This window comes from Rhodoplanes sp. P11 (assembly GCF_964266735.1).
In the GTDB taxonomy this organism is placed as follows: Bacteria; Pseudomonadota; Alphaproteobacteria; order Rhizobiales; family Xanthobacteraceae; genus Rhodoplanes; species Rhodoplanes serenus.
Window position 1 is genome coordinate 107,348 of record NZ_CAXWGY010000012.1, and the last position, 21,770, is coordinate 129,117.

Sequence of the window (21,770 nt, forward strand, 5' to 3'; positions counted from 1 at the left end):
GTCGATCTGCTATCGATGCCCTCGGCACGGTGTCGCCGTGCCCCGTGACGAGGACATGCGATGAGCCCGACCCTGTTGCAGTTCGATTTTCCTTATGACGGCCCGTTCGGCGCCGCGATGACGGCCGCCTTCGACGGGCTCGCTCGCGACATCGCGGCCGAAGACGGGCTGATCTGGAAGATCTGGACCGAGAATGCCGAGACGCGCCGCGCCGGCGGCGTCTACCTGTTCCGCGATGCCGAGGCGGCGGAGCGCTACCGCGCCAAGCACGCGGCCCGGCTGGCGGCGTTCGGCGTCACCGGCATCGTGGCGCACGCCTTCGACGTCAACGGACCGCTGTCGGCGATCACCCGAGCGCCGCTCTGATCCGCTCGCAGCATCGCGCGGCGCGGCTCAACCGCGCGGCGCGGTGCGGGATCAGGTGTACGGCGCGGCTCAGCCGCGCGAGACGGTCAGCGACTGGATCTTCTTGGCGATGACGAGCGCGGCCGGAATGGCGGCCAGAAAGCCGGCCGCCGCGGCGATCGGGATCAGGCTCATGCCCTGCGCATAGAGCGACGGCACCGTGACGATGACGACGACCAGAACCCCGGCGAGGGTGATGCCGACGATCATCCAGACGAGAACGGCGATCTTCAGCATCGTGCTTCTCCGAACTGGTTCGAGCCGGCCCGACTTATAGGCAACGGGCCACGACCCCGGCTTGACCTGCATCAACATGCGGATATGTGCATGCGAGAGGAGCACCCAGGCCGGGCGGGCAGCCGACCGCCGCGGCGGTGGCGGTTTCCGCCTCCGTCTCCGCTCGAGGTGGCGCTATGACAAGGTGGTGACTTGACTACTTCAACCTTGACGAGCGTTTAGATCGAGCACTCAATCTCCTCCTGATTGCAGAGGAGGATTTTTCCATGGTCAACCCGTGCCCGAGCGCCCATTGCAGCGGAATTCAGGGCTCCGTGAACGAGATCTGCAAGGCAACCGGCTGGGGAGTGAACCACCCGGTCATCGTCCAGGGGCCGGACGGCAGCATCTGCTACTGCACCTGCTCGTGCCTGGCGTTCGGCACCCCGGTGGCGACCGACACCGGCTATCGGGCGATCGAGACCTTCGTGGTCGGCGACACCGTACGGGCGTGCGGCCTCGATCTCGACTGGCAGTCCCACACGGTGGCGTTCAGCAACGGCACCCCCGGCGCCTCGAAGCAGAAATACGCGGTTCTGGTGGTCTATGCCGACACCGCCATCGCGGTGACCAGCGATCACCTGTTCCTGATGTCCGACAAGACGCTGCGGCGCGCCGACCGGCTGGCCCCCGGCGACGAGCTGGTCACGCCCGCCGGCCAGCCGGTGCCGATCGCGTCGGTCCACATCGGCGACTACTACGCCGGGTTCCACCACATCGCGACCAAGCAGGAGGAGCCGCCAGCCGACCTCGCCGGGCACCTCATCGACACCAACGGCGTGGTGAGTGCCGACTACGCGGTGCAGCTCTATGCGCGCGACACCGAGTTCCGCAACCAGTTCAGCCTGACGGCCGGGCACGACGAGCGGCCGATCGTCGGCTCGCCCGAGCATGTCCGCCGCTATGGCGCCGGCAGCCGTCAGGCGCCGGACAGTGCCAGCTTCGCCAACCGGGCGGCAGCCCCGGCCATGACGGTGTCCCGCCATCAGGCCCGCGACCTCAAGGGGCCGGTGTTCGTTCCGGCCGAGGCCACCGTGGTGCCGATCCCGCCCGGTGCCGCGAGCTTCATCTCGGACGAGGAGGCCGCCGCCAAGGCGGCCGATCCGATGCGGGCCTGGAACGATCCGCTGTCGCGCCAGTGGACCCAGTATCTGCTCGACCAGCACGCCGCCTTCTATCCGCAGGTGACCTATCAGTTCGACTGGGCCGACGACACCGTCAACGCCTATGCCTGGGTCGACGGCAGCGGCATCCGCCACATCGCCATCAAGGGCGGGCTGGTGCGTTATGTGGCGCTCCAGATGGAGGGCATCGCGCTGGTGATCGCGCACGAGCTCGGCCACCACTACGGCGGCCCGCCCACCTTCCCGGGCGGCCTGTCGTGCGAGGGCCAGGCCGACTACGCGGCCGTGCGCGACGTGATGCGCAAGGTGTGGTTCGGCGAGCAGTACGCGACCTTCGCGCTCGCCGGCATCGCCCAGATGGCGGCGTTCTTCGGCGTGCCGAACGATCCCACCGCCCCCGGCGGGTCGTCGGGATGCAGCCATCCGCCGGGCGCCTGCCGGATCGCCACCTATTACGGAGCCTTGCGGCTGAGTGGGAAGCCCGGCTGCGCCTCGTGAAGTGACGGACGCGGCGCGCGCAGCCTCGCGGACGGTGGCCCCTGGCCCCGTCCGTCGTCGCGACCGTCGAGACCGACGGTGGCGTCAGTCACCGTCTCCGGTGATCACGAACCGCTTGGCCACGACTCCCCTGTTGGGAAGCGTGTCCACCTCGTAGGGAAGAACGGCGCCGCGATAGATGCGCTGCGTATCGACATCGGCGAGCGCCAGAAATCGCCCGTCGACCCCTTCGACCCGCGACACGCGATCGACCACCTGGCCGGCGGCATCCAGCACGTCCCAGGACGGGCAGGGCTCCACCAGGCAGCGGAGCCCGTTGTCCCGCAACCAAAATGGTCCCGACATGCCATTGCCCGATGCGCCCATGGCCTCACCTCCCGACACCGGCATCAGCCCCCCGAGCACCATCGACCAGCACCCCGTCGCCGAGGCTCCTGGATCCGAGACCCGAGCGATGGACGAGGACGCCACCCTGGCGGCGGTCGCGCAGCGTCTGGCGGATCTGCTCGATCTCGACCATCCGCCGCCCGAACGGGTCGCCGCGGCGGTGCTGGCCGATCCGCTCTATGCCCACCATCTGATGACCTGCAAGGCGAGCCCGGCGTTCCTGCGGGTGCTGCTCGCCAACCCACCGGAGATGGACACGGCGCCGCTGCACGGCAATGGGCGGCTCGTCGCCTCCGCCGCCAAGACGCTGTTCCGCTGGGCCAAGGCAGGGTTCGCGCTGGTCGACGACGGCACCTTCACGACCCGGCTCGCGGTGTGCCGGGCCTGCCCGGACCTCGTCGCACCCGACGGCCGGCTCGCCTATCAAATCCTGGAGCGGGTGGCGCCGTCCGACGACGAGCGCATCTGCCGGCTGTGCGGCTGCGTCGCCGCCAAGAAGGCGCGCCTGCCGACCGAGAATTGCCCGGCCCCCGACGCCGCCGATCCGGCCGTCAGCCGCTGGGGCGAGCCGATGTGAGGCGCGGCGCACGTCCGCGCTGATCGGGCGCGGCCGAGCGTGACGGCCGCCGTCACCTACTCGGCCGCCGTGCGTCCCTGGTTGCCGCCGGTGACGCTGGTGGCGCCGGTGCCGTAGCGACGCTCGATGTAGTCCATCACCATGGCCTTGAACTCGGTGGCGAGCGTCGGGCCGCGCAGGGTGGCGACCTTCTTGCCGTCGACGAACACCGGCGCGGTCGGCTGCTCGCCGGTGCCGGGCAGCGAGATGCCGATGTCGGCGTGCTTCGACTCGCCCGGCCCGTTGACGATGCAGCCCATCACCGCGACGTTGAGGGCCTCCACGCCCGGATAGCGCGTCTTCCACTCCGGCATCGAGGCGTGGATGAAGCCTTGGATCTCCTGGGCCAGCTCCTGGAACGTCGTCGAGGTGGTGCGTCCGCACCCCGGGCACGCCGCGACGAGCGGCACGAACACCCGGAACCCCATGGTCTGCAACAGCTCCTGGGCGACCTTCACCTCCAGGGTGCGGTCGCCGCCGGGCTCCGGCGTCAGCGAGATGCGGATGGTGTCGCCGATGCCCTGCTGGAGCAGGATGCCGAGCGCCGCCGACGAGGCGACGATGCCCTTGGAGCCCATGCCGGCCTCGGTGAGGCCGAGATGGATGGCATAGTCGGAGCGTGCCGCGAGGTCCTGGTACACGGCGATCAGGTCCTGCACGGCCGACACCTTGGCGGACAGGATGATGCGGTTCCGCGGCAGGCCGATCTCCTCGGCCCGGGCGGCCGACAGCAGCGCCGACTGCACCATCGCCTCGCGGGTGACGGCGCGCACGTCCTTCGGAGCCGGCAGCCGGGCGTTCTCGTCCATCAGGTGGGTCAGCAGCTCCTGATCGAGCGAGCCCCAGTTGGCGCCGATGCGCACCGGCTTGCCGTGGCGGATCGCCATTTCGACAATGGCGCCGAACTGCCGGTCCCTCTTCTCCTTGAAGCCGACATTGCCGGGGTTGATCCGGTACTTGTCGAGCGCCTCGGCGCACGCCGGATGGTCGGCGAGCAGCTTGTGGCCGATATAGTGGAAGTCGCCGACGATCGGCACGGTGACGCCGGTCTTGAGCAGCTGCTCCTTGATGTGCGGCACGGCGGCGGCCGCCTCGTCGCGGTCGACCGTGATGCGGACGATCTCGGAGCCCTGGCGGGCGAGTACCGTGACCTGAGCGACCGTCGCCTGCACGTCGGCCGTATCGGTGTTGGTCATCGACTGCACGACGATCGGCGCGCCGCCGCCCACCGTGACGTTGCCGACCTTCACGGCCACCGTCCTGCGGCGCGGGGCCGGCCCTGCCAGATCACTCATCGCACTCTCCTCCGGCCTGTGCGGCCCGTCCGTGGAGCCCGCGGCCCGCCTGCGGAGTGCCAGACCCGCAGGCCGCCGTCAACGCGGGCGGCAGTCCGCCAGCGACGCGGGGCGGCAGGCCGCCGTCAACGCGGGCGGTTGACCAGCACGAGCCCGGCCACCACCAGGGCGGCCGCCACCGCGAACGGCCAGTCGATCGCCTCCCCCAGCACCACATGGCCGGCCGCCACCCCGAACAGCGGGGTGAGAAACGTGAAGGCGGACAGGCGGCTGGCCGAATAGTGCTTCACCAGGGCGAACCACAGCCCATAGGTGATTCCGACCACCCAGACGGTTTGATAGGCGAGCCAGCCGATCGCCCCGGGGCGCGGGGCCGCCGTCAGGCTCTCCCCGAACACCATCGCGGCGACCGCGAGCACCGGGATCGACACCGCGAGCTGGTAGCCGAGGGTCTTCTCCGGGGCGGCATAGACCAGCCGGGTGCCCTTGATCACCAGGGTGGTGGCGGCCCAGCCGACGCCGGCGACCAGCAGCAGCGCGTCGCCGGCGAGGGTCGAGCCCGCCGGGGTGGTGGCCGAGGCTTGAGGAGCCCCGAACGCCACCACGACCCCCGCGAAGGCGAGCCCGAGCCCGAGCCACTGCGACGGCCCGAGCCGCTCGCCGGGCAGCACCCGCGAGCCGATCAGGGCGACGAACAGCGGCGCCGTGTAAAGGAAGATGGTGGCGCGGCTCGCGGTGGTGAGCGGCAGGCCGCGATACACCATGACGAACTCGACCCCGAACAAGAGGCCGGCGGCGAGCCCGGGCAGCAGGCTGCCGTCGCGGGAGAACAGCCGCACGCCGCGCGCCCACGACCAGGCGAACAGCATCAGCAGGGCACCGGAGGAGCGGATCACACCCTGGACGAGCGGCGGAATGTCCGGCAGCGCCGCCTTGATGGCCACCTGGTTGAGGCCCCAGCTCAGGCTGAGGGCCACCACCGTGACGGTCGCGAGGGTGTCGAGCGGGCGGGCATGGGGGGACATGGAGGGCTCGGCGATGGAGTCCGGAAGGGGCGCGGCGCCTCGGCGGCGCGTCCAGGGGTTCGGGTTCGTCAGGAGGCGCGGCCGGCCGGGTCAGGCATCCCGGCAATGGGCGCACAGGCCGGTCACCTCGATGACCGAGATTTTGGGCGAGAAGCCCATGGCGGCGGCGGCCGATCCGATCGCCTCGGAGATGGCGGTCGCCGGCGCCTCGCCCACCGTGCCGCAGCGATCGCAGATCAGGAACGCCACCAGGGCGCCGCTGGCATGACGGTGGGCACAGGCCAGGAAGGCGTTGCGGCTCTCGATGCGGTGCACCAGGCCCTGCGCCATCAGGAAGTCGAGCGCCCGGTAGACGGTGATCGGCGCCGGGCGCGGTCCGTCCGGGGCGGCCAGCTCCATGATCTCGTAGGCGCCGAGCGGCTTGTGGCTGTCGGCCAGGATGGTCAGCACCTGCCGCCGCATCGGCGTCAGCCGCTCGTGGCGCTCCTTGCACACCGCCTCGGCGTGCGCCAGGACGGCGGCCGAGCAGCGGGCGTGGTCGTGGTCGGGGGTCGGGAAGGTCGCGGCCATGGGGTCTATTTATCGGCTCCGCCGAGGTTTTTCAAAGCCGGCCGGCCCTGACGCCGGGCGGGCGGGCGGAACCGCCAGGGCGCGCCCCTGTTGGGGGCGGAGAGCGCGCCGGAGGGCCGCCGGCGGCGCCGCCGCATCACTTGCCAACCGCGCCGCCGCCCAGTATCAGGGAGCCCGACGCCGCAATAGCTCAGCCGGTAGAGCACATCATTCGTAATGATGGGGTCGGGGGTTCGAATCCCTCTTGCGGCACCACCACACCCAATGCAACAATTATTGCAGATTTTTCAGTCGCTAAGGGGCAAGCAGATTCTTTGCTCAGGTGCAACTTTCAGGTACAGGTCGCGTCTCTAGCTGCCGCCGACTGCCCCCTGTCGCAAACGTCGACTGCCGGTCAGCGGGCTTTCGCATGTGTCGAATGGGCCGCGCTGACCTTCATTGAAGCTTCCCGGCGAGAGGTGTGCTAATCTACGCGCTAGCGTAGGATTCGCCCGATGAGCGAAGGGTTTTTCCTCGGGCTTGGATTAGCCCTGATCCTCAGGTTTATCCAGTGGGCAGTTCCAGCCATGCCTAAATCTGTAGGCTGGTCTGGAATCATCGCCGGAATCATTGTGGTGCTCGCTGAGTTCTTGGAGCCAAGCATGAAGCCGCCTCTGAGTTCGGTTATCCTTTTCCTCATCGCGGCAATCTGCCTCGGGGGCTCTTTTCACTTCTACGTCCAACGCAGCGCTAAGGCTCAGACCATGCCAGATACGCAGGATCGCTCACACATCGTTGGAATGAAGATCGAGGGGCAGCACCAGGGCGGTGCAGCAGCAGAAATAGTGAACTCTGGGCCCAATCCCGCGCTCGACATAAATGCCGTTGGTGCTCCCGGTCAGAGCGTCACAGGTTTGTCGGTGACGCAAACAGGGCCGGGAACCGGGCTGAGAATCATCCAAACTGGTCCCGGAACGGGTGTTCGCGTGACCGTTGGCAATAAGCCTTAACCCTATGCATTTAGGAACGCGATCCGTGCGAACACGCGGCCCTCCGCGTTATTGGTCCCCGACTTCCTCTGCAAGCGTGCCCATTTATCCGAGCCGCTACCTTCTGGCGAGCACATTGCGCACAGTCATTGCGTGCCACTGCCCTCCACGCGCTGTCGGAGCCCTTCCCGGTCTCCACCTCCACGAACACACGGACGAGTTCGAAGCCCTCGGCCTCGGCGAAGCGCTCCATGGCCCCCCGCTGAGCCTCGATCCCCAGACCGGAGCGTCCCTGCTGAGCGGTGCTCACCCGCACGTACCCAACGAGGGGCATCTTAGGGGCCTCAGCGGTCACCGGGGCTCCCTCCGGGGCGTTTGCACAAGAACTATACGCTGAAAAACACCCCGAGGCCCGTATTCGCCCTCACCCCGCCTTCAGCATCTCCAGGGCGGCGGCGTGGACGCGGCGGTCGCCGGCCGCCACCAGGCGGCCGCCCTGCTCGGGCGCCTCGCCCTCCCAGGTGGTGACGATGCCGCCGGCCCCGGTGATGATCGGGATCAGGGCGGCGACATCGTGCGGCTTCAGCTCGGTCTCGATGACGAGATCGATGTGGCCGGCCGCCAGCATGCAATAGGCGTAGCAGTCACCGCCGTAGCGCGACAGCCGCACCTTCTCCTCGATCCGCGCATAGACGGCGCGATCGGCCTGGTTCATCAGCCGCGGGCTGGTGGTGAACAGCACGGCGCGATCGAGGCTCTCGCAGGGGCGCACCATGAGAGTCCGCTCGCTGCGCGGCCCGCGATAGCGAGCCGTCTTGCCGTCGCCGCTGAACCGCTCGGCGAAGAACGGCTGGTGCATCATGCCGAACACCGGGTGCCCGTGGCGGGTCAGCGCGATCAGCGTGCCCCAGGCCGGCATGCCGGCGATGAACGACTTGGTGCCGTCGATCGGGTCGAGCACCCAGACGTATTCGGCGTCCGGCTTGTCGGCGCCGAACTCCTCGCCGACCACCCCGTGGCTCGGAAAGGTGTCGCGGATGAGCGCCCGCATGGCGAGCTCGCCGGCCCGGTCGGCCGCCGTCACCGGATCGAAGATGCCGCCCGCGCTCTTGTCGTCGACTGTCAGGGCGGTGCGGAAGAACGGCAGGATCGCCTCTCCCGAGGCCGTCGCCAGACGGTCGATGAACGCCGAAAACTCGATGGCCGTCATGATTGGTGGTCCCCCGCCCCGCCGGGCCGTCCGGCCCCGTTCGCGGCGTCCCGCCGAGGTCCTGCCCCGGCGCACTCCGCGACCTCACCCCGATGCCGTATAAGACGCCGCGGCGGCGAGCAACCCGCCCGTTCGTCGCGTGCCGCGAGGGTCGCGTGCCGCCACGTCCGCCGGCCCACCGCCCGGCTTGCCTCGGCCCGCGACCGCGTGCGACGACAGGCCGGGCCGGATCGGCCGGCCACCCGCGGAATGCACCATGACCGAGACCACCTCCCGCCCGTCCGTCGACGGGCGGACGACCGTCGCCGTCGGCCTCGTCGCCACCCTCGGCGCCAGCTACGTGGTCAGCCAGTTCCTCCGTAACAGCATCGGCGTGCTGGCCCCCACCCTGACGACCGAGATCGGCCTCACGGCGCGCGACCTGGCCTTGATCTCCAGCCTGTTCTTCTTCGTCTTCCTGGCCGTGCAGATTCCGCTCGGCGTGGTGATCGATCGCTTCGGGCCGAAGCGCTGCATGCTGGCCTGCGCGGTCCTGGTGGTCGGCAGCACGCTGCAATTCGCGGTCGCCACCGACGCCGCCGAGATGCTGGCGGCCCGCGCCCTCATGGGGCTCGGCACCTCGTGCTTCCTGATGGGGCCGCTCACCTATTACGCCCGCACGGTGGCGCCGGAGCGGTTCGCGGCGCTCGCCGGGCTCCAGCTCGGGGTCGGCACCCTCGGCTCGCTGCTCGCCACCGCACCGCTCGCCGTCGCCACCGCCCTGGTCGGCTGGCGCGCCGCCTTCGTGGCCATCGCGCTGGCCATGGCGGTGATCGGCGTGCTCATCGCGCTGCTGCTGCGCGAGCCGCCGGCGCCACCCGAGGCCCGCCACGAGACGGTGGCGGAGGGCCTGCGCGGTGTCGCCGCGGTGTGGCGCCAACCCGACATTCCGCGCCTGTTCGTGATGCATCTCACCGCCTATGGCGGCTACGTGATGATCGTCGGCCTGTGGGGCGGCCCCTACCTGACCCATGTGTACGGCTACGACCTGACCGAGCGGGGCACGCTGCTGTTCATCCCGGCCCTGACCCAAGCGATCGGCATGATCGCCTGGGGGGCCGCCGACCGGGTGTTCGGCGGCTACCGGGCCGCCACCCTGGCGGGGGCGGGCAGCACGGCGGCGCTGCTGCTCATCCTCGGCGTGCTCGGCGCCCTGCCGGCGTGGGGACTGTGGGCCTGGCTCGGCGCCTTCGGATTCTGCTCGGCTTTTCTGCCGGCCGTCATCGCCCATGGACGGGCCTTGTTCCCCCCGCATCTGATCGGGCGCGGCATGACCTTGATGAACATGGGCACCATGGGGGGCGGCTTTCTGTCGCAGCTCATGGGGGGAATTCTGATCGATCGCTTCGATTCGGTCGGGGGCACCTATCCGCTGGCCGCCTACCAAACGGTATTTCTTGCACAATTCGTGTTCTGTCTGGCCGGACTGCTGGTTTATCGTGCAGTCCGCGAGCCCCTACGATAGTCTAATGCAACGAAGCAACGGTTGTAGAGAAACCCTCGGCAAGCTGATCAGCCATGACCCCGGCGTCTTGCATTTTGTGCGCCGCGATGACATATTTCGGCGGTGCGGTAGCGCGATGACTCGTGTTACCGCCGCCCTCCTTGGGCGTTTCCTCCCTAGACTTGGGCCGCTGGCACACGCTGGCGGCCTCTTTTTTTGTGGCTACACTTGGGCAGGTGGCCGCTAGATCTTTATCAACCATAGCTGGACGCTGGAATACAGACGGGCCGGTTATGGCGGATCAGCCCCAGGGCCAGTGGCCCCGACAAGAATCTATGGGCGCGTCGTCCCCGGTTATGAGCGCGACGGCGTGCGGGACCGAGAGGGCTGGACGGAATGCCGTCGCGCCGGCCGGCAGACGGACGCCGCGCCGCGCCATCCGGCACCTCACTCGGCGGCGGCGCGCCATGGCTTGAGCGACTCGACCGGGATCGCCGCCAGCCGCTCGACCACCACGGCGAGATCGGCCACCACCGCCCCGAAGCCCGGACCGCGAAGCTGGCGGCGCTCGTCCATGTAGAGGGCGCGGTTGATCTCGAACTGCACGGTGTGAAGCCCGGTGGCGGGATGGCCGTAATGCTCGGTGATGAAGCCGCCCGCATAGGGCTTGTTGCGGCCGACCGCATAGCCGAGGCCGCGCAGCGCCACCTCCAGCGTGTCGGTGACGACCGGGGCGCAGCTCGTGCCGTAGCGATCGCCCAGGATGACGTCGGCGCGGGGGCGCTCGTCGCGGGGACCGGCATTCGAGGGCATCGAGTGGCAGTCGACCAGCACCGCCACGCCGAAATCGCGATGGGTGCGGATGAGCAGGCGACGCAAGGCCCGGTGGTACGGCTTGTACAGCGTCTCGATGCGATCGAGGGCGTCGTCGACCGGGATGCGGCCGCCATAGATCTCCTGGGCGTCGCCGACCACCCGGGCCACGGTGCCGAGCCCGCCGGCGACCCGCATCGAGCGGGTGTTGGCATAGGACGGCAGCCGGCCGATGAACATCCGCGGATCGAGCTCGTAGGGCTCGCGGTTCACATCGACGTAGCAGCGCGGGAAGAAGGCCCGCATCAGCGGGAAGCCGCGCGCCACCACGCCGGCGAACAGCTCATCCACGAAGGTGTCCTCGGAGCGCCGCAGGGTCGGCAGGTCGAGCCGGGTCGTCTCCAGGAAGCGGCGCGGATAGATGAAGCCGCTGTGCGGGGAGTTGAACACCAACGGTCCGCGCCAGTGCGCCGGCTCCAGCACGTCGAAGGGGGGGTCGAGCTCGTCGTGCGGATCGGTCATGCGGCTCCGGCGGGATCGGGGGGCGACGGTCGGCGGGGCGGATGCGGCATCGAGGGCGGACGCGACTTCGAAGACGGACACGGCATCACAGGTGGACGCACCGACGGGATGGCGCGGCCGGGCAGCATTCGGCACGGCTCCGGGCGCGGGCACCCGGCGGCGAGCGCCCCGGGTGGAGGGCCGAGCGATCGCGCCGGGCCCGCCGCCCTGCTGGCGCGAGCGCCCCTATGGGCCCCCTGTGAGCCCGGACCGGCCTCCTCTGCCGAAACCGACCCGGCGGCCCGGAGTTCGGTCGACAGGACCTCCGCAGAAGCCCGGTCGGCGTGCCGACGGCGGGCGGCGCCTTCGGCAGGCGCTCATTGTCCATGATGTGACAGTCGCTGCCAAGATCGTCGACGGCTTCACCTCGTGTTTACCAGGACTCGCGCTTATGGAATCCTGAACAAGGGACCGGGGCACGACCGCGCCACAGCGCCGGGCGTGCGGAAACCACGACCGGGTGCGGGGCATGTCTAGAATTCTGCTGGCCGAGGACGACAACGACATGCGGCGCTTTCTGGTGAAGGCGCTCCAGAATGCCGGCTACGAGGTGACCTCGTACGACAACGGCCTCTCGGCCTACCACCGGCTGCGCGAGGAGCCGTTTCAGCTCCTGCTCACCGACATCGTGATGCCCGAGATGGACGGCATCGAGCTGGCGCGGCGCGCCTCCGAGCTCGACCCCGACATCAAGATCATGTTCATCACCGGCTTTGCGGCGGTCGCCCTCAACCCCGATTCGGCCGCCCCCAAGCACGCCAAGGTGCTGTCCAAGCCGTTCCATCTGCGCGAGCTGGTCACCGAGGTGCAGAAGATGCTGCCCGCGGCCTGAGGCCGCGGCGCACGACATCGCCATGGCGCCGGGCCGGCTCCTCACACCACACCCTTGCCCCGGCCGAAACGAGCCGATATAGGAACCGTCACCGTCGACCGGCGGCCCGGGACCTCGCGAAGGCCCCTCCGATCCGGACCGACACGGGCGCGTAGCTCAGCGGAAGAGCACTACCTTGACATGGTAGGGGTCACAGGTTCGATCCCTGTCGCGCCCACCATCCCGGTCCAGTCCCGTCATCTTACGATTCTTGCCAGCCGCCGACCCATTTGGCGAACGTCCGGCCCGTCAAAGGGGAACCATGCGCATGGCATCGCCGTGACAGCGATCGTGCCCGGCACGACAACCTGTCGTTGACGCGCTCGCACCAGACTTCAATACTGTCCTTTTGCATCGGCTTGATGGCTCTTCCTATGCCTTGATCATCTTGGGGCCGAGATGAAGTACGAAATGATCGCCCAGCTCACGGACGCATTCGAAGGACATGCCCAACAGACTGAAGCAGGCGTCGAATATTGGCTGGCTCGCGATATCCAACATCTTCTTGGATATGCCGAGTGGCGTAACTTTCAGAATGTCTTGTCGAAGGCAAAGACGGGCTGCGAAGTTGCTGGGCATACAGTTGCCCACCATTTTGTTGACGTCACCAAAATGGTCGAACTCGGTTCCGGCAGCCGCCGCGAGATCGACGATGTCCTGCTGACCCGGTTCGCCTGCTACTTGGTCGCCCAGAACGGCGACCCTTCGAAGCCGGAAATCGCCTTTGCCCAAAGCTACTTCGCCATTCAGACGCGACGCGCCGAGCTGATCCAGCAAAGAATGCTGGAGGTCGAGCGGCTCCACGCGCGGCGGAAGCTCACGGCAACAGAAAAAGACCTCTCCAGCCTGATCTACGAGCAGACAGGCGGGAACCAGGACTTTGCGCTCATCCGAAGCAAGGGCGACCATGCACTGTTCGGCCGATCGACCCAGGCCATGAAGGCTCAGTGGAAGGTCCCAGACAGTCGCCCGCTCGCCGACTTCGCCCCGACGATCATCTTGAAGGCGAAGGACTTCGCGACCGAGATCACCATCTTCAACGCCCGCGCTCACGCCATGAAGACCGAAACAGCCATCTCGGCGGAGCACGTTACCAACAACCGAGCCGTCCGCAGCACGCTGCTCGATCGCGGCATCCGGCCAGAATCGCTGCCGCCGGACGAGGACATCAAGAAGGTCGAGCGGCGCGTCGCGTCGGATCAGCGGAAGGCTATCGGTAAGCCGGATCGGCTCGACGAGGATTGAACGCACGAATCATCGGGGGCCCCGCATCGATGGCGGCACCACATACCCGCCCCCATGCGGGAAAACCCGTGGCCTGTGCCGGACGCTTGTGGGCGAGGCGGCCCGGTGACATAGGATCGAGCCGGGGCGGCGCGGATGCCGCCCGGGCCCGACCATGACCGACCTGCATCATCGCCTGCTCGACCGTCTCGGCCTGCTCCTCGGCGCCGCCGCCCTGCTGGGCGTGCTGTGGCTCGCCCTGCGGGGCGGCCTGCCGCCGGCGCTCGCCGCGACGCCCGGCACCGCGCTGGCCGAGCTCGCCGAGGCGACCGCGCTCCTCGCGGTTGCCGCGGTGCTGGCCGGCGGCGCCTTCGTGGTGCTGCTGCGCCTCACCGTGCGGCCGACCATGCGGCGGAGCTGCCTGTTCGGCATCTTCCTGCTGACCCAGCTCGACCGCTACCGCCCGGTCGCCGGGGCCCACTACGCCGCCCGCCACGCCGCCCTCGCCCCGTTCGGGGTGACGCGCGGCGAATCCGCCACCGCCGCCATGGCCGAGGCGCTGTGCCTGCTCACCGCGGTCGGCCTGCTGGTCGCCGTCGCGGCCGCCGCCGGGCGGATCGACTGGAGCCTCGGCCTGCGGGTCGCCTCCGAGTTCGCGCTGCTGACCACCGGGCTCGCCGGCGCCGCCCTGCTGGTGATGGTGGTGCTGCAACGCTCCGTCGTCGCCCGCCTGTTCGCGTCGCGCCGCGCCGTCGTCCGCATGCTGGTGGCGGTCGGCCACTATGCCGCCATGCTGGTGCTGACCGGCGCCGCCCTCCAGGGGCTGACCGCCCTGGTGGCGCCTGCGGCCCCGCAGGATCTCCTGGCGATGTCCACCATGGTGGCGGCGGCCTGGCTGGCCGGCCTGGTGATGCCGGGCACACCGGCGGGTCTCGGCGTGCGCGACGTGGTGCTGACCGCGCTGCTCGCGCCCACCACCGGCCTCGACGCTGCGGCCGCGGCGACCATCGGGCTGCGGCTCGCCGGCCTGCTGGCCGACGCGCTGGCGGCCGGCGCCGGCCTCGTCATGGTGGCGCTCGCCCATCCGAAGCCGTCGGTCGGCGTCGACGTTCGCTGACGCGGGCGGCTGACCCGCCGTGCGACCGGCCAGAGGACGGCCGCTCAGGCGACCCGCCGGCCCGCGCACCACACCCGGCGCACCGCCGCGACGCCGTCGACATCGCGCACCCGGATCAGGTCAGCCCGCTTGCCGGGCGCGATCTCGCCGCGGTCGGTCAGGCCCACCGCCTCGGCCGGCGTCTTGCTCGCGGTGCGCACCGCCGCGGCCAGGTCGATCTCCGGCGCCACCTCGGGCAACCGCAGCACCGCCGCCAGCAGGCTCGCCGGCACATAGTCGGACGACAGGATGTCGAGCACGCCCGTGTGCGCCAGGTCGACGGTGGCGACATTGCCGGAATGCGAGCCGCCGCGCACCAGGTTGGGCGCCCCCATCATCACCCGCACGCCGGCGGCGTGCAGGCCGGCGGCGGCCTCCGGCGTGGTGGGGAACTCGGCGATGGCGATGCCGTCGCGCACCGCGTCGGCCACATGGTCGAGCGTGGTGTCGTCATGGCTCGCCAGCGGCACCCCGCGGGCGCGCGCGAGTCCGACGAGGGCCCGGTAGTTCTCGTCCGCGTGGGCGGCCTGGAAGGCGATCCGCTGGGCGAACAGCGCGTCGAGCTCGGCGTCGGAGAGCCCCGCCTTCTTGCCGCGATAGTAGGTGCGCAGCTTCGTCTCGTCGCGGAACTGGCGCTGCCCGGGCGTGTGGTCCATCAGCGACAGGAGGCGCACGTCGGGGCGGTGGATCAGCTCCTCGGTCTGGGCCACCGCATAGGGCATCGGCACCTCGCAGCGCAGATGCAGGAAGTGATCGACCCGCAGGAGCCCGGCATCGCGCGCCGTGTCGATGGCGGCCGCCAGCGTCGCCGCCTCGCCGCTCACCTCGTCGGCGCCCTCCTCGCGCCACACCCGCAGCGAATCGAGCACTGTGGTGATGCCGCTCACCGCGATCTGCCCGTCATAGGCGACCACCGCGGCGGCGGCCGGCCAGGTGACGGCCGGGCGCGGCATGTAGTGCGCCTCGATGTGATCGGTGTGCAGCTCGACGAGGCCGGGCATCAGAAGCTCGCCGGCGCAGTCCTCGCCCCGCTCGGGCGCCGCGCCCTCGCCGACCTCGGCGATGCGGCCGTCGGCGACCGCGATATAGCCGCGCTCGATCACCCGATCGGCGAGCACCACGCGCGCATTGGTGAGAAGAAAATCGGTCGGGTCGCTCATGCTGCACTCTTCGGGATGAAGGCGGTGACGTCGACGACGCGGTCGGCGATCCGCTCGCGGACGTCGTCGTCGTGGACCACCGCGACGACCGCGGTGCCCTGGCGCTTCTTCTCGCCGATCAGCTCGACCACGCGGGCGCGGTTCTTGGCGTCGAGCGAGGCGGTGGGCTCGTCGAGCAGCAGGATCGGCCGCGCGGGCAGGAAGCCGCGGGCGATGTTGACGCGCTGCTGCTCGCCGCCCGAAAAGGTGGCGGGGGGCAGGCCCCACAGCCGTTCCGGCACGTCGAGCCGGCGCAGCATGGTCTCGGCGGCGCGCCGCACGGCGGGGTCGGCGGAAGCACCCACCGGCTCCGCCACCACATCGAGCGCGGCGACGCGCGGCACCACCCGCAGGAACTGGGTGACGTTGGCGATCACCCGGCGGCGCAGGCTCAGCATGCGACGCGGCGGCGCCGTGGCGACGTCGACCGTGTCGTCACCGTCGCGCACCAGGATGGCGCCGCGGTCGCACCGATAGGTGCCGTAGATCATCTTGAGGATCGACGACTTGCCGGCCCCCGAGGGACCGGCCAGGACGATGCATTCACCGGGCTCGACGGTGAACGACACGTCAGCCACCACCGGCAGGCGGAGCCCGCCACGCAGATGCATCGTGAAGGTCTTTTCGGCTCCGCAGAGCGCGAGCGCAGTCATCGGCGGTTCTCTCACGGCGGCAGGATCGAGGAGACGAGAAGCTGGGTGTAGGGCTCGCGCGGATCGTCGAGCACCTGGTCGGTAAGGCCGCTCTCGATGACGGCGCCACCCTTCATCACCAGGATGCGTTGCGACAGCAGGCGGGCGACGGCGAGATCGTGGGTCACCACCACGGCGGCGAGCCCCAGCTCGGCGACCAGCCCGCGCAGGAGATCGAGCAGGCGCGCCTGCACCGACACGTCGAGCCCGCCGGTCGGCTCGTCCATGAACACGAGGCGCGGGCCGGTGACGAGATTGCGGGCGATCTGGAGGCGCTGGCGCATGCCGCCCGAGTAGCGGGTCGGCGGCTCGTCGATACGGCCGGTGTCGATCTCGACCCGCGTCAGCCAGTCGAGCGCGGTGCCGCGGATGCGGCCGTAGTGGCGCTCGCCGATCGCCATCAGCCGCTCGCCCACATTGGCGCCGGCCGACACAGCCATGCGCAGGCCGGCGGCGGGGTCCTGATGCACGTAACCCCAGTCGGTGCGGAACAGGAAACGGCGCTCCGCCTCGGAGAGCGCGGCGACGTCGCGGGTGACGCCGTCGCGCATGCGGTAGCGCACGCAGCCCGCATCCGCCTCCATCAGGCCGGCGAGAATGCGCAGCAGCGTCGACTTGCCGGAGCCGGACTCACCCACGATGGCCAGCACCTCGCCCTCGTACAGTTCGAAGGAGACGTCGCGGCAGCCGAGCTGCCGGCCATACCACTTGCTCAGGCCCTCGGCGATCAGGAGGGGCGTGTCGACGGGTGTCATCGCACGCGCTCCTCACCGACGGCTGCGGCCTTGCTCGCGGCGACGTAGCTCACGGCGTCGTCGTTGCCGAGATCGACCCGGAAGCTGTAGCCGTGGCGCTCAAAGCCGAGCCCTTCATAGAAGGCGTGGGCGCGCTCGCGCCGGGCGTTGGAGGACAGCATCATCTTGTAGCAACCCTTGTGTCGGCTGGCGCCCAGCGCGAAGCGCATCATAGCGGCGCCGACGCCGCGCCCTTGCGCGTCCGGGGCCACGACGACATCCTCAACGATCGCCGAGGGCGCGCCGCGATGGCCGATATTGTCCATGACCAGCAGCGCGAAGCTGCCGACGATCGCGCCGCCGGCCTCGGCGACGAACAGCGTGTAGTCCGGATAGGCGGCAAAGCGATCGAGAAAGCCGACCGCCTCCGCCGGCGTCATCACGTCGCCGTCGTCGAAGTCGGGCTGGGCATAGAGTGCCAGCACGGCGGGAAGATCCGCCATCGTCGCCGGCCGGATGACGAGATCGGAGCGGTCAGCCACGGGCCACCTCCGCATCTTGGACGGTGGGCTGTGCCGGCGCGGCGCGGCGGCTCTCGCAATGGTCGGTGTCGGAGCAGACGAACATGCGGCCGCCGCGGTCGTCGGTGATCACCTCGTCGAGGAAGCTCGCATCGTCGCCGCACAAGGCGCACGACGCCGGATGCCGCCACTGCTCGAACGGATGATCCTCGAAGTCGAGCGACACCACCGCGGTATGCGGCGGGATGGCATAGATGCGCTTCTCGCGGCCGGCGCCGAAGAGCTGGAGGGCGTCGCTGTTCGACAGCTTCGGATTGTCGAACTTGGGGATCGGCGAAGGGTCCATCACGTAGCGACCGGCGACCTTCACGGGATACGCATAGGTGGTGGCGATATGGCCGTGGCGGGCGATGTCCTCGTACAGCTTCACGTGAACGAGGCCGTACTCCTCGAGCGCGTGCATGCGGCGCGTCTCGGTCTCGCGCGGCTCCAGGAAGCGCAACGGCTCCGGGATCGGCACCTGATAGACGAGGATCTGCCCGGCTTTCAGCGGCGTCTCCGGCACGCGGTGACGGGTCTGGATCACCGTCGCCTCGGTGGTGTGCGTGGTGGTGCGCACGCCCGCGGTCCGGCCGAAGAATTTTCGGATGGACACCGCGTTGGTGGTGTCGTCGGAGCCCTGGTCGATCACCTTGAGCACGTCGGCGGGGCCGAGGATCGCGGCCGTCACCTGCACGCCGCCGGTGCCCCAGCCGTAGGGCATCGGCATCTCGCGGCTGGCGAACGGCACCTGATAGCCGGGGATCGCGATCGCCTTCAGGATGGCGCGGCGGATCATCCGCTTGGTCTGCTCGTCCAGATAGGCGAAGTTGTAGGCGGGGGCATTCATTCGGCGGCCTCGCGGGTGTGGTCGGCAACGGTCGCGTCGGCAACTGTGGCATCGGACAGCGTCGCGTCGGCGGGGCTCTCGCCGCCGGCAGCGGTCCGTGCCGCGTGCTCGCGGCGCATCTGGCGCACCAGCCCCAGCTCGGCCTGGAAGTCGACATAGTGCGGCAGCTTGAGGTGCTCGACGAAGCCCGTCGCCTGCACGTTGTCGGAGTGCGACAGCACGAACTCCTCGTCCTGCGCCGGCGCCCCCACCTCCTCGTCGAGCTCGCGGGCCCGCAGCGAGCGGTCGACCAGCGCCATGCTCATCGCCTTGCGCTCGCAATGGCCGAACACTAGGCCGTAGCCGCGGGTGAAGCGCGGCGGCTCGCTCGCCGAGCCGTGGAACTGATTGATCGACTGGCATTCGGTGACGGTGATGCGGCCGACCGGCAGCACGAAGCCGGCATCCTCGGCGAACACCTCCAGCGCCACCTCGCCGAGCCGGATCTCTCCGGCGAACGGATGGGTGCGGCCGAAGCCACGCTGGGTCGAGTAGGCGAGCGCCAGCAGAAAGCCCTCGTCGCCGCGCGCCAGATTCTGCAAGCGCAGATCACGATCCGCCGGGAACGACAGCGCCTCGCGGGTGAGATCGCCGGGCGGCGCGGCGTCGTCGATCTCGCCGGCGCCCGGCGACCGCTCGATCAGGTCGTCGGCGGCGAGCAGGTCGGTGACGCGCGGCATCGGTGTGCCGGCGCTCTCGGCAACAATACTCTCCGCCGTGGCGGGCTGCGGCGGATCGGCGGCGGGCATCTCCAGCAGGCGGTGCGTGTAGTCGAAGGTCGGGCCGAGCACCTGGCCGCCCGGCAGATCCTTGAAGGTCGCCGAGATGCGGCGGCGCACCCGCATGGCGGCGGTGTCGACCGGCAGCGTGGCACCGAAGCGCGGCAGCGTCGCCCGGAAGGCGCGCAGCAGGAAGATCGCCTCGATCAGATCGCCACGCGCCTGCTTGATGGCGAGCGCCGCGAGATCGCGGTCGTAGAGCGAGCCTTCCGTCATCACCCGGTCGACCGCGAGGCCGAGCTGGCCCTCGATCTGGTCGAGCGAGATTTCCGGCACGGCGCGGTCACCGCGGCGCTCGTGCGCCAGCAGCCGATGGGCATTCTCGATGGCGCGCTCGCCACCCTTCACGGCCACATACATGTCAGCGCTCCGTCACCGGCATCACCGAGCGCGGCAGCGCCGCGACCGCGTGGCCGGCGGTGAGAATCAGATCGACGCCGCGCGGGAACAACGCCCGGTTGGCGGCGAGGCGCGCCACCATGTCGGGCGGCAGCGGCGCGGCGCGCAGCGTCGCTCGGTCCGCGATGCCCGGACCCGACAGCACCAGCGGCGCGCCGTGGTCGAAGCGCTCGACCTGGAGGATCAGGGTGGCGGAGCGGTCCGGATCGTCGAGGGTGCCGAGCGAAAAGTCCTCGAACGGCGGCGCCGCCGCCGGGTCGGCCAGGATCGCGAAGGCAGCATCGGCGGGCCGATCGACGAGCGGCGCGCCGGTGTGGAAGCGCAGCCAGGCGGCGACCTCGGGCGCAGCGGCGAGCCGCGGGTCGAGCCACACCGGGGTGTCGCCGTCGACGAGCATCAGGGCGACCGCCGCGGTGGCGGCGGCGAGCGGCGGCGGTGCCGCTACGGTGTCGATCACCGGCACCACGGTGCCGGGGCGGGCGGTCGCGTCCATCACGGCCCGGAAGGTCGCCTGGGCGGCGAGCACCGGATCGGCGAAGCCGGCGGTGAGCGTGTCCATCTCAATCCTCTCCGCGCACCAGGGTGAAGAAGTCGACCCGCGTCGCCGCCGTGCGGGCCTCCGCAAGGCGCTGCGCGGCCTCCTGGGCGGCGCGCAGCGGCGCTACCACGTCGCGCTCGACGGCATCGCCGTGCGTGGCGGTCTGCACCAGCGCGTCGCACAAGGCGACGAGCCTGGCCTTCTCGGCATCGCGGCCGAGCACGCAGGCGAAGCCGGTCTCGCCGCTGGCGAGCCGCACGGCGGCGCGCGTCACCGCGACCTCGCCGACATTGAAGGCGCGGCCATCGCCGCCCATGCGGCCCTGCACCATCAGGAGACCGGCCTCGGGCGGGCGAATCACGGTGTGATCGGGCGGCGCCAGCCGCGCCACATGGGTGGCGAGCGCGTCGGTCGGCGCCTCGACCAGCACCGCCATGGCGGTGCGGCGGATGGCGATGTCGCCCGCCAGGGCGGCGGAAGCGGGTGCCGTGGCGGCGGCGGAAGAGGAAACGGCGGTTTGCTGTGGCATGACCATGTTGTCTATGATACTAGACAACTTCATAAGGTCCACTCTTGACCGCAAGATGACAGCGACCACCGATCATCGACGTGCCCGAACCGGCCCTCCGGCCGCCGGCCACCGCGACGCTGCCGCGCCCGCCGGCGCGACGCTGCCGGGCGTGACCCTATGGCGGCGCGTCGCCGACCAGATCGCCCAGGCGATCGCCGTTGGCACCTATGGGACGGGCACGCGGCTACCGGCCGAGACCGAGCTGGCGGCGCATTACGGGGTCAACCGTCACACCGTGCGTCGGGCGCTGGCGGTGCTGCGCGAGCGCGGCCTGGTGCGGCCGGCACGCGGCAGCGGCACCTATGTGGAGGCGCCGCGGCTCGCCTATCCGATCGGCACGCGGACGCGGTTCTCCGAGATCGTCGGGGCGAGCGGCCGCCAGGCCGGCGGCCGGCTGATCGCCGGCGCCCAGGAGCTGGCATCGATCGAAGTGGCGCGGCGGCTCGGCCTGAAGCCCGGCGCCCCGGTGGTGCGGCTGGAGCTGATGCGAGAGGCCGACGGCGTGCCCCTGTGCGTCGCCACCACGTTCCTGTGCGCGACGCGGTTTCCCGGCGCCGACCGCGTCTATGCGGCGCGCCGCTCGATGACGCGCACCCTCGCCCAGTTCGGCATTGCGGACTACCGACGCGGTGCCACGCGGGTGACGGCGACGACCGTCGACCTCGGCGACGCGGCGCGGCTGGACGTGCGGCCCGACAGCCCGATCCTGGTGGTCGACAGCATCGACGTCGATGCCGACGGGCGCCCGCTGCTCACCACCCGGACGCGCTTCGCGGCCGAGCGCGTCGAGCTGGTGCTGGAGAGCTGACGGGAGCCCGCCGGCGCGGCACGCCCTCCGGGCGCCGCGAACCCGGAACCCAGCGGAACACGTCATCCCGCGGCAAACTCTGGACTCTCGGCTGGATTCCGGACAGCCGCTTCGCGGCT

General features: G+C 70.1%; 25 protein-coding genes and 2 tRNA genes. 11 read left to right on the plus strand and 16 right to left on the minus strand.

Annotated features, from left to right (window positions below; all coding sequences use genetic code 11):
- Positions 1-60: 60 nt before the first annotated feature.
- Positions 61-366 carry a monooxygenase gene (locus ACFQUV_RS09715; RefSeq protein ID WP_111383485.1) on the plus strand — a complete coding sequence of 102 codons (306 nt, stop codon included), beginning with the start codon at positions 61-63 and terminating at the stop codon, positions 364-366.
- 69 nt (positions 367-435) lie between these two features.
- Here the strand turns inward: ACFQUV_RS09715 and ACFQUV_RS09720 are convergent, their stop codons facing one another.
- Entirely contained in the window at positions 436-642 is a 207-nt protein-coding gene (locus ACFQUV_RS09720) for a hypothetical protein (RefSeq protein WP_111383486.1), read from the minus strand.
- Positions 643-908: 266 nt separating this feature from the next.
- On the opposite strand from ACFQUV_RS09720, the gene ACFQUV_RS09725 reads away from it, so the two are divergent.
- Entirely contained in the window at positions 909-2,303 is a 1,395-nt protein-coding gene (locus ACFQUV_RS09725) for a M48 family metalloprotease (protein ID WP_129610905.1), read from the plus strand.
- Positions 2,304-2,387: 84 nt separating this feature from the next.
- Here ACFQUV_RS09725 and ACFQUV_RS09730 read toward each other — a convergent pair whose 3' ends face one another.
- Positions 2,388-2,648: a hypothetical protein gene (locus ACFQUV_RS09730; protein WP_129610906.1), complete on the minus strand. Its 261-nt coding sequence runs from the start codon at positions 2,646-2,648 to the stop codon at positions 2,388-2,390.
- A gap of 19 nt (positions 2,649-2,667) precedes the next feature.
- Here ACFQUV_RS09730 and ACFQUV_RS09735 point away from each other — a divergent pair, with 19 nt between their 5' ends.
- Positions 2,668-3,267 carry a hypothetical protein gene (locus ACFQUV_RS09735; protein WP_129610907.1) on the plus strand — a complete coding sequence of 200 codons (600 nt, stop codon included), beginning with the start codon at positions 2,668-2,670 and terminating at the stop codon, positions 3,265-3,267.
- Positions 3,268-3,323: 56 nt separating this feature from the next.
- Here the strand turns inward: ACFQUV_RS09735 and ispG are convergent, their stop codons facing one another.
- From ispG to ACFQUV_RS09750, 3 genes are all read right to left on the minus strand, one after another.
- Positions 3,324-4,601 carry a flavodoxin-dependent (E)-4-hydroxy-3-methylbut-2-enyl-diphosphate synthase gene (ispG, locus tag ACFQUV_RS09740; protein WP_129610908.1) on the minus strand — a complete coding sequence of 426 codons (1,278 nt, stop codon included), beginning with the start codon at positions 4,599-4,601 and terminating at the stop codon, positions 3,324-3,326.
- A gap of 125 nt (positions 4,602-4,726) precedes the next feature.
- Positions 4,727-5,626, minus strand: a complete 900-nt coding sequence (locus tag ACFQUV_RS09745; protein WP_129610909.1) for a DMT family transporter — start codon at positions 5,624-5,626, stop codon at positions 4,727-4,729.
- Between the two features lie 90 nt (positions 5,627-5,716).
- Positions 5,717-6,196 (minus strand): transcriptional repressor, encoded by a 480-nt coding sequence (locus ACFQUV_RS09750; protein ID WP_111383492.1) that lies wholly within the window; start codon positions 6,194-6,196, stop codon positions 5,717-5,719.
- Between the two features lie 179 nt (positions 6,197-6,375).
- Here ACFQUV_RS09750 and ACFQUV_RS09755 point away from each other — a divergent pair.
- A tRNA-Thr gene (locus ACFQUV_RS09755) sits at positions 6,376-6,451 on the plus strand.
- Positions 6,452-6,690: 239 nt separating this feature from the next.
- Positions 6,691-7,185 carry a hypothetical protein gene (locus ACFQUV_RS09760; RefSeq protein ID WP_129610910.1) on the plus strand — a complete coding sequence of 165 codons (495 nt, stop codon included), beginning with the start codon at positions 6,691-6,693 and terminating at the stop codon, positions 7,183-7,185.
- Between the two features lie 10 nt (positions 7,186-7,195).
- Here the strand turns inward: ACFQUV_RS09760 and ACFQUV_RS09765 are convergent, their stop codons facing one another.
- Together ACFQUV_RS09765 and hisN are read right to left on the minus strand one after the other, a co-directional pair.
- Complete coding sequence (locus ACFQUV_RS09765; protein WP_129610950.1) at positions 7,196-7,498, minus strand: recombinase family protein; 303 nt, start codon at positions 7,496-7,498, stop codon at positions 7,196-7,198.
- Positions 7,499-7,588: 90 nt separating this feature from the next.
- A complete protein-coding gene (gene hisN / locus ACFQUV_RS09770; RefSeq protein WP_111383495.1) occupies positions 7,589-8,374 on the minus strand; it encodes a histidinol-phosphatase in 786 nt (261 codons plus the stop codon).
- 256 nt (positions 8,375-8,630) lie between these two features.
- Between hisN and ACFQUV_RS09775 the strand changes: the two genes are divergently transcribed.
- Positions 8,631-9,878, plus strand: a complete 1,248-nt coding sequence (locus ACFQUV_RS09775; RefSeq protein ID WP_129610911.1) for a nitrate/nitrite transporter — start codon at positions 8,631-8,633, stop codon at positions 9,876-9,878.
- A gap of 426 nt (positions 9,879-10,304) precedes the next feature.
- On the opposite strand, the gene ACFQUV_RS09780 is transcribed toward ACFQUV_RS09775, so the two are convergent.
- Entirely contained in the window at positions 10,305-11,192 is an 888-nt protein-coding gene (locus tag ACFQUV_RS09780) for an N-formylglutamate amidohydrolase (RefSeq protein ID WP_129610912.1), read from the minus strand.
- A 508-nt stretch (positions 11,193-11,700) separates the two neighbouring features.
- Between ACFQUV_RS09780 and cpdR the strand changes: the two genes are divergently transcribed.
- The 4 genes from cpdR to ACFQUV_RS09800 all read left to right on the plus strand — a co-directional run bounded on the left by cpdR (position 11,701) and on the right by ACFQUV_RS09800 (position 14,443).
- Positions 11,701-12,063 (plus strand): cell cycle two-component system response regulator CpdR, encoded by a 363-nt coding sequence (cpdR, locus tag ACFQUV_RS09785; RefSeq protein WP_111383498.1) that lies wholly within the window; start codon positions 11,701-11,703, stop codon positions 12,061-12,063.
- A 145-nt stretch (positions 12,064-12,208) separates the two neighbouring features.
- Positions 12,209-12,283, plus strand: a tRNA-Val gene (locus ACFQUV_RS09790).
- A 230-nt stretch (positions 12,284-12,513) separates the two neighbouring features.
- Positions 12,514-13,347: a DNA damage-inducible protein D gene (gene dinD, locus ACFQUV_RS09795; RefSeq protein WP_378394717.1), complete on the plus strand. Its 834-nt coding sequence runs from the start codon at positions 12,514-12,516 to the stop codon at positions 13,345-13,347.
- Positions 13,348-13,501: 154 nt separating this feature from the next.
- The gene (locus ACFQUV_RS09800) at positions 13,502-14,443 is read left to right on the plus strand and encodes a hypothetical protein (RefSeq protein WP_129610914.1); all 942 of its coding nucleotides are present in this window, start codon (positions 13,502-13,504) and stop codon (positions 14,441-14,443) included.
- Between the two features lie 44 nt (positions 14,444-14,487).
- On the opposite strand, the gene ACFQUV_RS09805 is transcribed toward ACFQUV_RS09800, so the two are convergent.
- The 8 genes from ACFQUV_RS09805 to phnG are packed head-to-tail and all read right to left on the minus strand — an operon-like array spanning position 14,488 to position 20,708.
- Entirely contained in the window at positions 14,488-15,642 is a 1,155-nt protein-coding gene (locus ACFQUV_RS09805; RefSeq protein ID WP_129610915.1) for an alpha-D-ribose 1-methylphosphonate 5-triphosphate diphosphatase, read from the minus strand.
- The gene (gene phnL, locus ACFQUV_RS09810) at positions 15,639-16,334 is read right to left on the minus strand and encodes a phosphonate C-P lyase system protein PhnL (protein ID WP_129610916.1); all 696 of its coding nucleotides are present in this window, start codon (positions 16,332-16,334) and stop codon (positions 15,639-15,641) included. Before phnL ends, ACFQUV_RS09805 begins: the two co-directional genes overlap by 4 nt.
- An 11-nt stretch (positions 16,335-16,345) precedes the next feature.
- Positions 16,346-17,128 (minus strand): phosphonate C-P lyase system protein PhnK, encoded by a 783-nt coding sequence (gene phnK / locus ACFQUV_RS09815; RefSeq protein ID WP_129610917.1) that lies wholly within the window; start codon positions 17,126-17,128, stop codon positions 16,346-16,348.
- Positions 17,125-17,649 (minus strand): GNAT family N-acetyltransferase, encoded by a 525-nt coding sequence (locus ACFQUV_RS09820; RefSeq protein WP_244601707.1) that lies wholly within the window; start codon positions 17,647-17,649, stop codon positions 17,125-17,127. Before ACFQUV_RS09820 ends, phnK begins: the two co-directional genes overlap by 4 nt.
- Positions 17,642-18,517 (minus strand): alpha-D-ribose 1-methylphosphonate 5-phosphate C-P-lyase PhnJ, encoded by an 876-nt coding sequence (locus ACFQUV_RS09825; RefSeq protein WP_111383504.1) that lies wholly within the window; start codon positions 18,515-18,517, stop codon positions 17,642-17,644. The genes ACFQUV_RS09820 and ACFQUV_RS09825 overlap by 8 nt, the downstream gene beginning before the upstream one ends.
- On the minus strand, positions 18,514-19,695 hold the full coding sequence (locus ACFQUV_RS09830; RefSeq protein WP_129610919.1) for a carbon-phosphorus lyase complex subunit PhnI: 1,182 nt from the start codon (positions 19,693-19,695) through the stop codon (positions 18,514-18,516). Before ACFQUV_RS09830 ends, ACFQUV_RS09825 begins: the two co-directional genes overlap by 4 nt.
- Position 19,696: 1 nt before the next feature.
- Positions 19,697-20,293, minus strand: coding sequence for a phosphonate C-P lyase system protein PhnH (phnH, locus tag ACFQUV_RS09835; RefSeq protein WP_129610920.1), 597 nt, complete (start codon positions 20,291-20,293; stop codon positions 19,697-19,699).
- A 1-nt stretch (position 20,294) separates the two neighbouring features.
- A complete protein-coding gene (phnG, locus tag ACFQUV_RS09840; RefSeq protein WP_244601710.1) occupies positions 20,295-20,708 on the minus strand; it encodes a phosphonate C-P lyase system protein PhnG in 414 nt (137 codons plus the stop codon).
- 148 nt (positions 20,709-20,856) lie between these two features.
- On the opposite strand from phnG, the gene phnF reads away from it, so the two are divergent.
- Entirely contained in the window at positions 20,857-21,651 is a 795-nt protein-coding gene (gene phnF, locus ACFQUV_RS09845; protein WP_129610922.1) for a phosphonate metabolism transcriptional regulator PhnF, read from the plus strand.
- Positions 21,652-21,770: the final 119 nt, after the last annotated feature.